This is a genomic window from Brevundimonas sp. (genome assembly GCF_032107865.1).
Taxonomy (GTDB): domain Bacteria; phylum Pseudomonadota; class Alphaproteobacteria; order Caulobacterales; family Caulobacteraceae; genus Brevundimonas.
The window spans coordinates 1-8,290 of sequence record NZ_DAMCNG010000122.1 but is presented as its reverse complement, the minus strand read 5'-3'; the positions used below and the strand labels follow the sequence as shown (position 1 = coordinate 8,290).

Below are 8,290 nucleotides of genomic sequence, written 5' to 3'. Positions count from 1 at the left end.
CCCCGGCGACCGCCCGCCCGCGACTCCGGCTTTGGAAGCCGCTGGCGAGCGCGGCATCGACTGCGTGGGCAAGGGCGACATCCTGTGCTCAGCCGCGGCCATCGACCGGGCGACCCTGTTCGTCGGCAACGACAGCGGCCTGATGCACGTCTCGGCGGCGCTGGGGCGGCCGACGCTGGGCCTGTTCGGTCCGACCGAGTGGTGGCTGTATGGGCCGTGGGGGCCGAAGACGCGCACGGCGGCGTCCAACGAGACGCGCGGCCAGTTCGCCCCGATCGAGGATTTGAGCGTCGATCATGTGTTCGAGGCGGTGCTGGACCTGCACGACGGCTATGTCGCCGAACGGACGCCTGAGGCTCCAGGGGCCGAAATCCCTTGAAATAGCGGCCTTGCGTCGCCATATTCCGGCCGCTTGGAACGCAGCCGCAACCTTGCGCGCTGAAACCTCGCAACCTGTTTCGCCTATCTTCTGATCACATAAGGAAACGACGCCCATTCGCCGTCCCATGCAAGCGCCGCCCGTAAAGGACGGGCCGCCCATCAACCAGGATATCCGCGCCGCCCGCGTTCTGCTCATTGACCAGAACGGGGAAAAGCAGGGCGTCATGCCGCTGTCGGCTGCGCTGGAGGCCGCCGAGGAGGCGGGCCTGGACCTGGTTCAGATCGTCGCCAACGCCGAAACGCCGGTGTGCAAGATTCTGGACTACGGCAAGCATCGTTTCCAGGAACAGAAGAAGAAGGCTGAGGCGCGCAAGCGCCAGAAGGTCGTCGAGCTGAAGGAAATCAAGCTTCGGCCGAACATCGACACGCACGACTACGACGTGAAGGCCAAGGCCATGCACCGCTTCTTCGACGACGGTGACAAGGTCAAGGTGACCATCCGCTTCCGGGGCCGTGAAATGGCCCACCCCGAACTGGGCATGAAGCTGATGAACAAGGTCCAGGCCGACTTCGAGGAAGAGGCCAAGGTCGAGTTCGCGCCCAAGATGGAAGGCCGCCAGATGATCATGATCCTGGCGCCCCGCTGATCGCGACCCTCGTCGAATAATAAAGAGCCCCGTTCGAAAGAACGGGGTTTTTTATTGTCTTGCGTCTTTTTGCAGCGCTGTCAGTTTGGACGCTGATCTTCATTGCGCAGACTGGGGGCGGGGATGCGAGGGGTGCGAGCCGGAGCGATCGTTTTGGCGTTCGCCATGGCCATGGCGCTGATGGCGGGGCGGGGCCTGGCTGAAGCTCCGGCCCTTGAGGCCTATGGGGCGGCGCCGGCCATCGATAACGTGGAGCTTTCGCCAAGCGGAGCGTTGATCGCCCGCGTCCTGGTGGTCGGCGAGAAACGGGCGCTCGCCGTCAGTCGGATCGCCACAGGCGAAAACCTGTACGCAGCCTCGATCGGTGAAAACAAGGTCCGTGACCTGCGGTGGATTGGGGAAGATCAAATACTGATCATCACATCGGCGACGCATGGTCTGCCTCTTCTGGGCGTGGCGCGTTCTGAGCTTGTGTTCGGCATGGTGCTGAACCTTGAGACCAAGGACATTGTTCAGGTGCTTAGGGGAACGCCTGATGTACTGGCGACGCTGTACGGCGGCGCGAACGTTCGTCGAACGTCACAGGGCGATGCTGTCTTTGCGCGAGGGGTCAATGTCGTCACCGGAAAAGCCGATCTACACAGGATCGATCTAAGAAACGGTCGCGGCCGGTCTGTCTCCTCGCTGGATCAGGATACCGACGACTATGTGCTGGACGCTGAAGGTGAGGTGATCGCAACATCCCGCTATTCTGAGCGTCATGGTCGCTGGTCTCTGCATCTGCGCGACGGGTGGCGTCTGCGGCAGGCGTGGGCGGTGGATGCCGACCTGGACACGCCGAGCCTTATGGGCATGGGGCGAAGCTCCAATACGGTCATTGTCAGCGCCAATCGTCCGGATCTGTCTGACGACGCCGAATCCGAGACGGGTCACGTGTTGTTCGAGGTCGACGTGGCGAGCGGGGCGTGGAGCCGCCTTCCTTTTGAGCGCCGCCCGGTTCAATTGATTTATCACCCCAGGACCGGCTTCCTGATCGGCGGCAGCCACCAGGATGAAGAGGGTGTCCGCTATGAGTTCCTGGATGCGCCCGCGGGACGTCAGTGGCGGGCGATCGAGCGCGCTTTTCCCGGCAAGGCGCCACAAATCATATCTTGGGCTGACGAATTGCAGCGGGTCGTGGTCTTCATCGATACGGGCGAGTCCGGCATCTATCAGCTCGTGGACTTCGACGTCGGCGAGGCCAATATCGTGGCTGAAGCCTATCCGACCATTTCGGCCGCTCATGTCGGAGCTGTACGCTCGATCCATTATACGGCCGCTGACGGGTTGCAGATTCCAGGTTACCTGACTTTGCCGCCAGGCGTGGAGACGCCAGCGAACCTGCCTTTGATCGTTCTGGCGCACGGCGGGCCGGCAGCGCGCGACATCGCCGGGTTCGATTACTGGGCTCAGGCCCTTGCGTCGCGAGGCTATGCCGTTCTGCAGTCCAATTTCCGCGGGTCGTCGGGGTATGGGCGCGCCTTTATGGAGGCGGGATACGGCGAGTGGGGCCGTAAGATGCAGACAGACCTGTCCGACGGTGTCCGCTGGCTGGCGGCGGAAGGCGTCATAGACCCTGAGCGGGTCTGTATCGTCGGCGGCAGTTATGGCGGCTATGCCGCTATGGCGGGCGTCACAATCGACAAGGCGCCGTATCGCTGTGCGGTTTCCGTCAATGGCGTTTCAGACCTGAGGCGGATGGTCAATCATGTGGCGAGCCGGCAAGGTGCGCGAAACAGCTATGCTGTCCGTTACTGGAATCGCTTCATGGGGGCGGCGCGCCTGAATGATCGGGCGCTGGACGCCCTGTCGCCAGCCATGCTGGCCGATGACGTCGACAGCCCCCTGTTACTCATTCACGGCAAGGACGACACCGTGGTTCCCATCGAACAAAGCCGCGTCATGGCGACGGCTATGCGCAGAGAGGGCAAGCCGGTGGAACTGGTCGAACTGGCCGGCGAAGATCATTGGCTGTCCCGTGAGGAAACTCGCCAGGCGATGTTGCGCGAAACCGTACGGTTTCTGCAGGTGCACAATCCGCCTGACTAAGGCGGGCGTGGGGCTATCCGGCTTTCCGATCGGCAGGTCGCGCGCTATGGCGGGATCATGTCCGCTTTCATGTCCTCCAAGGTACAGGCGCCGACCCTGGCGGTGCTGTTCGCCGTGGTCTTCATCAACCTGGTCGGGTTCGGCCTGGTGGTGCCGCTGCTGCCGTTCTTCGCCCAGAGCCTTCAGGCCGAGCCGTGGCAGATCACCCTGATGTTCTCGGCCTATTCCCTGGGCCAGTTCTTCGCCGAGCCCTTCTGGGGCCGGCTGTCGGACAGGATCGGGCGCAAGCCGGTGCTGTTGATCACCCTGGCGGCCAACGCCGTGGGCTATCTGTTGCTGGCCTTCGCGCCCAACATCTGGGCGGCGATCCTGGTGCGGATGTTCACCGGCCTGGGTGCGGGCAATATCTCGACGGTTCAGGGTTATATCGCCGACGTCACCCCGCCTGAGCGCCGGGCCGGGCGCATGGGGCTGATCGGCGCCGCCTTCGGCCTGGGCTTCATCGTCGGGCCTGGCATGGGCGGACTGCTGGCTCAGCCGCAGATGGGTCATGTCGGCTATCAACTGCCGATCTTCGCGGCCTCGGGCGCGGCGGTGCTGGCGGCGCTGGGCGTGATGTTCTTCCTGCGCGAGAGCCGGGCCAAGGCGGACCCGGCCGCGCCGCGTCCCGCCTTCCTGTCGGGAATACGGTTCGCCCGCACGGACGAAGTGGTGTCGCGCGTCCTGGTGGTCAGCCTGATCTATTTGGCGGGCTTTTCGGCGATGGAGGCCGCCTTCGGCCTGTGGGCCGAGCATCGCTACGCCTGGACGGCGCGCGAGGTGGGGCTCAGCTTCATGATCGTGGGTCTGGTCTCGGCCGTGAACCAGGGGCTGCTGGCCGGTCGGTTGGCGCGGCGCTTCGGCGAGGCGCGGGTGCTGGCGGCGGGGATGCTGCTGTTCGGAGCGTCGCTCATTCTGCAGGTGACGGCGCCGCCGGCCTGGTTCCCCGCGACGCAGATCGATCTGGGGCTGTTCGTCATTCCGGTGTCGGCCGGGTGGATCATTCCCATCGTCATGGGGATCGGCGCCTGCGGCATGTCGCTGGCCATGCCCAACATCTCGGCCCTGATCAGCCGCTCGTCGCCGCCGGATCGGCAGGGGGCCATGCTGGGCTTGAATATGGCGGCCGGGTCGATGGCGCGCATCGTCGGCCCCATGGTCGCGGGCGTTCTCTATTCCGCCGTTGGACCGGACTGGCCCTTCCTGGTCGGAGCGGTGCTGACGGTTCCGGCGGCGATGATGGCGATCAACGCCGGGCGCGCCGCGCGCCGTCGGACGGCCCAGGTCTGAGCCCGCTCGTGCGGACTCTTCTTGCCTCCGGTCCCTGTTTGGCGTAGAAGCCGCGCCTTCGCGTACCGGACCGCCGGGCGAACAGGCATGCCTGGGCGGTCTTAAATCGGTCTTCCCATCTTGGGGCTCAAGTAGCCCGAAGGGCGGTAGACCCCTCAATAAAGAGAGTGAAAATGCCGAAGCTGAAGACGAAGTCGGGCGCCAAGAAGCGCTTCAAATTCACCGCGACGGGCAAGGTCAAAGCTGGCGTGGCCGGCAAGCGCCACCGCCTGATCAGCCACAACTCGAAGTACATCCGCCAGAACCGCGGCACTTCGGTCATGGCCGACGCCGACGCCAAGAAGATCAAGTCCTACATGCCGTACGCCTGATCGGCGCGCTGCAACTCTGATCTTCTCCGCATAATCGAATTTGAACTAAAGCCTCTCATGCAGTGAGCCGCCGCGCGGCGAACGTTAGAGGCTTCCCGAAGGGAAAACCAAAATGGCTCGCGTCACTCGGGGCGTTACGTCCCACGCCAAGCACAAGAAAGTTCTGAAGCAGGCCAAGGGCTTCTACGGCCGCCGCAAGAACACCATCCGCACCGCCAAGGCTGCGGTGGATCGCGCCGGTCAGTACGCCTACCGCGACCGTCGCAACAAGAAGCGCTCGTTCCGCGCCCTGTGGATCCAGCGCATCAACGCCGCCGCTCGCCTGGAAGGCTTCACCTATTCGCAGTTCATGCACGGCCTGGCCAAGGCCGGCATCGAGCTGGACCGCAAGGTTCTGTCGACGATCGCCGCCGACGAAGCCAGCTTCAAGGGCATCGCCGACAAGGTTCGCGCGGCCCTGGCCTAAGCCTTTCTCCCATCCGGGATGAAGCAAAAGCCCTCCGGTTCGCGCCGGGGGGCTTTTTGCTTTCGATCCTAGCGGCTAGACGACCTGCATGACCGATCTCGCTCAACTGGAACTGGACCTCATCAACGCCATCGGCTCGGCCGAGAGCGTGGCGGGTCTGGAGGACATCCGCGTCGCCGCCCTCGGCAAATCCGGCTCGATCTCGGGCCTGCTGAAAGGCATGGGGGCGATGAGCCCGGATGAGCGTCGCGAGCGCGGCCCCGTCATCAACGGCCTGCGCGACCGGGTGTCGTCGGCCCTGACCGCCAAGAAGGCCGAGCTGGAAGCCGCCGAGCTGGACGCCCGCCTGCTGGCCGAGCGTGTTGACCTGACTCTGCCCAGCCGCCCGCGTCGCAAGGGCGGGGTGCACCCGACCATGCAGGTCATGGACGAGATGATCGCCGTCTTCGCCGACATGGGCTTCTCGGTCGCCGAAGGGCCGGACATCGAGGACGACTTCCACAACTTCACGGCCCTGAACTTCCCGCCCAGGCATCCGGCGCGGGAGATGCACGACACCTTCTTCCTGAAGCCCGACCCGGAAACGGGCGAGCGCAAGGTGCTGCGCACCCACACCAGCCCGGTGCAGGTCCGCACCATGATGTCGCAGAAGCCGCCGATCCGCATCATCGCGCCCGGCCGCACCTTCCGTAAGGATTCCGACGCGACCCACACGCCGATGTTCCATCAGATCGAAGGTCTGGTGATCGACCGCGACATCCACATGGGCCACCTGAAGACGACGCTGGAGACCTTCATCGCCCGCTTCTTCGAGCTGGACGACGTTCACGCCCGCTTCCGCCCGCACCACTTCCCCTTCACCGAACCTTCGGCCGAGATGGACATCCGCTGCGACCGTTCCGGCGGCAAGCTGACCCTGAACGAGGGCGAGGACTGGCTGGAGATCCTGGGCTGCGGGATGGTGCACCCGAACGTGCTGCGCAACGCGGGCATCGACCCGGACGAGTACCAGGGCTTCGCCTTCGGCATGGGCGTCGACCGCCTGGCCATGCTGAAATACGGCGTGCCTGACCTGCGCCCCATGTTCGAGGCCGATACGCGCTGGCTGGCGCACTACGGCTTCTCCGCCTTCGCCGCGCCGAATCCGGCGTCGGGCCTCAGCTGAATCGAGAGAGACATCCCATGACCGACGCGACCAACACCGCCGCCGCTGAACCGATCGTCCTGGAGCTGCTGGGCCCCGGCCCCGACTATGCGAACAAGACGGTCTGGCTGCCCCAGCTGTTCATGGAAACGGCGCGCGCCGGGTCCATGGTCATCGAGAACCGTCGCTTCGAGAACTGCCTGATCGAGGGACCGGCCGTCCTGTTGCCGCTGGAAGGCTGCAATTTCGACGGCTGCAACATGGGCGACGCCCATGGCGACCCGCGCAACCTGATGCTGAGCCCGCAGGGCCCGCAGCGCGTGACCGGCCCGATCCCGTTCAAGAACTGCCAGTTCATCAACTGCAACTTCCTGGGCGTCGGCTTCACCGGTTCGTCCGCCTTCCTCGACAACATGGCCAAGGCCCTGGCGCAGCCCCAGGGCGGTGCGACCCAATGAAGTTCACGCTTTCCTGGCTGAAGGCCCACCTCGACACCGAGGCTGAGGTCGATCAGGTCGCGGAGGCCATGACCATGGCCGGGCTGGAGGTCGAGGAGGTCCACGACCCCATCGCCGCCCTGGCGCCCTTCACCGTGGCCAAGATCCTCTCGGCCGAGCGTCACCCAAACGCGGACCGTCTGCAGGTCTGTCAGGTCGAGACGGTGGACGGCCTGAAGGAGATCGTCTGTGGCGCCCCGAACGCGCGGGCGGGCCTGACCACCATCTACGCCCCCATCGGCGCCTATGTGCCGGGCCTGGGCGTGACCCTGGTCGAGAAGCCGGTGCGCGGCGTGGTGTCCAACGGCATGCTGTGCTCGGGCGCTGAGCTGGAGCTGCCCGACGAGAGCGACGGCATTCTGGAGCTGTCGGACGATCTGCAGGTCGGCCAGCCCGCCGCCGGGGTCTTCGGCGCGGAGCCGGTCATTGACTTCGAGGTGACGCCGAACCGCCCCGACTGGCTGGGCGTGGCGGGCATCGCCCGCGACCTGGCCGCGGCGGGTCTCGGCAAGCTGACGACGCCGGACATCGTTCCGCTCGCCGGCGCGTTCGACAGCCCCGTCTCGGTGACGCTGGAGGCGCCCGAGCTGTGCCCCGTTTTCGCCGGCCGCGTGATCCGGGGCGTGAAGAACGGTCCGTCGCCGGAATGGCTGCAGCAGCGGCTGACGGCCATCGGCCTGCGTCCGATCAACCGCCTCGTCGACGTCACCAACCTGATCTCCTACGACCGCGCGCGGCCGTTGCACGTCTATGATCTGGCGAGCCTTTCGGGCGACGGGATCGTGGTGCGCGCCGGTCGCGGGGACGCTGACAAGATCGAAGCTCTCGACGGCAAGACCTATGCGCCGGGCGCCGCCGACTGCGTCATCGCCGATGCCGGGGGCCAGCGCGCCATCGGCCTGGGCGGCGTCATGGGCGGCGTCTCTACCGGCTGTTCGGACGAAACGGTCGACGTCTTCGTTGAAAGCGCCTGGTTCGACCCCATCGTCACGGCCCAGACGGGCCGCTCGCTGGGCGTCAGCTCCGACGCCCAGTACCGCTTCGCGCGCGGCGTCGACACGGCCTCGGTCGTCCCCGGTCTGGAGCTGGCGACGCAGTTGATCCTGGACCTGTGCGGCGGCGAGCCGTCGACGGTCACGATGGCGGGGCAGGCCCCGGCCGCCCCCGCCGCCTTCGCCTTCGACCCGTCTTATGTGAAGCGCCTGTCAGGCATGGACCTCAGCGAGGACCGGATCTTCGAGATCCTGTTCGCCCTGGGCTTCACCATCATGCGCGGCTCGCCTTGGTCGGTGACGCCGCCGTCCTGGCGTCGCGACGTCGAAGGTCCGGCCGATCTGGTCGAGGAAGTCGCCCGCATCGAGGGCTAC

Annotated in this window: 9 protein-coding genes; all 9 read left to right on the top strand. The window is 65.6% G+C overall.

The window, feature by feature from the left end; all coding sequences use genetic code 11:
• Positions 1-379: glycosyltransferase family 9 protein (locus tag RT567_RS10820; RefSeq protein WP_313576384.1), on the top strand; the 379-nt coding region annotated here is incomplete at its 5' end.
• Positions 380-506: 127 nt separating this feature from the next.
• The gene (gene infC, locus RT567_RS10815) at positions 507-1,028 is read left to right on the top strand and encodes a translation initiation factor IF-3 (RefSeq protein ID WP_003166438.1); all 522 of its coding nucleotides are present in this window, start codon (positions 507-509) and stop codon (positions 1,026-1,028) included.
• 165 nt (positions 1,029-1,193) lie between these two features.
• Positions 1,194-3,116, top strand: a complete 1,923-nt coding sequence (locus RT567_RS10810) for a S9 family peptidase (protein ID WP_313576383.1) — start codon at positions 1,194-1,196, stop codon at positions 3,114-3,116.
• 57 nt (positions 3,117-3,173) lie between these two features.
• Complete coding sequence (locus RT567_RS10805) at positions 3,174-4,445, top strand: MFS transporter (protein ID WP_313576382.1); 1,272 nt, start codon at positions 3,174-3,176, stop codon at positions 4,443-4,445.
• Positions 4,446-4,618: 173 nt separating this feature from the next.
• Positions 4,619-4,816, top strand: a complete 198-nt coding sequence (rpmI, locus tag RT567_RS10800) for a 50S ribosomal protein L35 (protein WP_003166435.1) — start codon at positions 4,619-4,621, stop codon at positions 4,814-4,816.
• A 112-nt stretch (positions 4,817-4,928) separates the two neighbouring features.
• Positions 4,929-5,282 carry a 50S ribosomal protein L20 gene (gene rplT / locus RT567_RS10795; RefSeq protein ID WP_087141803.1) on the top strand — a complete coding sequence of 118 codons (354 nt, stop codon included), beginning with the start codon at positions 4,929-4,931 and terminating at the stop codon, positions 5,280-5,282.
• An 88-nt stretch (positions 5,283-5,370) separates the two neighbouring features.
• Entirely contained in the window at positions 5,371-6,447 is a 1,077-nt protein-coding gene (gene pheS, locus RT567_RS10790) for a phenylalanine--tRNA ligase subunit alpha (protein WP_313576381.1), read from the top strand.
• A gap of 17 nt (positions 6,448-6,464) precedes the next feature.
• A complete protein-coding gene (locus RT567_RS10785) occupies positions 6,465-6,884 on the top strand; it encodes a hypothetical protein (protein WP_313576380.1) in 420 nt (139 codons plus the stop codon).
• The coding region (pheT, locus tag RT567_RS10780; RefSeq protein WP_313576379.1) for a phenylalanine--tRNA ligase subunit beta at positions 6,881-8,290 on the top strand (1,410 nt) is incomplete at its 3' end. The genes RT567_RS10785 and pheT, both read left to right, overlap by 4 nt.

Coding starts and splice junctions, on each gene's coding strand:
- pheS (WP_313576381.1), top strand. CDS start 5,371: ATGACCGATCTCGCTCAACTGGAACTGGACCTCATCAACGCCATCGGC.
- RT567_RS10785 (WP_313576380.1), top strand. CDS start 6,465: ATGACCGACGCGACCAACACCGCCGCCGCTGAACCGATCGTCCTGGAG.
- RT567_RS10805 (WP_313576382.1), top strand. CDS start 3,174: ATGTCCGCTTTCATGTCCTCCAAGGTACAGGCGCCGACCCTGGCGGTG.
- RT567_RS10810 (WP_313576383.1), top strand. CDS start 1,194: ATGGCCATGGCGCTGATGGCGGGGCGGGGCCTGGCTGAAGCTCCGGCC.
- infC (WP_003166438.1), top strand. CDS start 507: ATGCAAGCGCCGCCCGTAAAGGACGGGCCGCCCATCAACCAGGATATC.
- rplT (WP_087141803.1), top strand. CDS start 4,929: ATGGCTCGCGTCACTCGGGGCGTTACGTCCCACGCCAAGCACAAGAAA.
- rpmI (WP_003166435.1), top strand. CDS start 4,619: ATGCCGAAGCTGAAGACGAAGTCGGGCGCCAAGAAGCGCTTCAAATTC.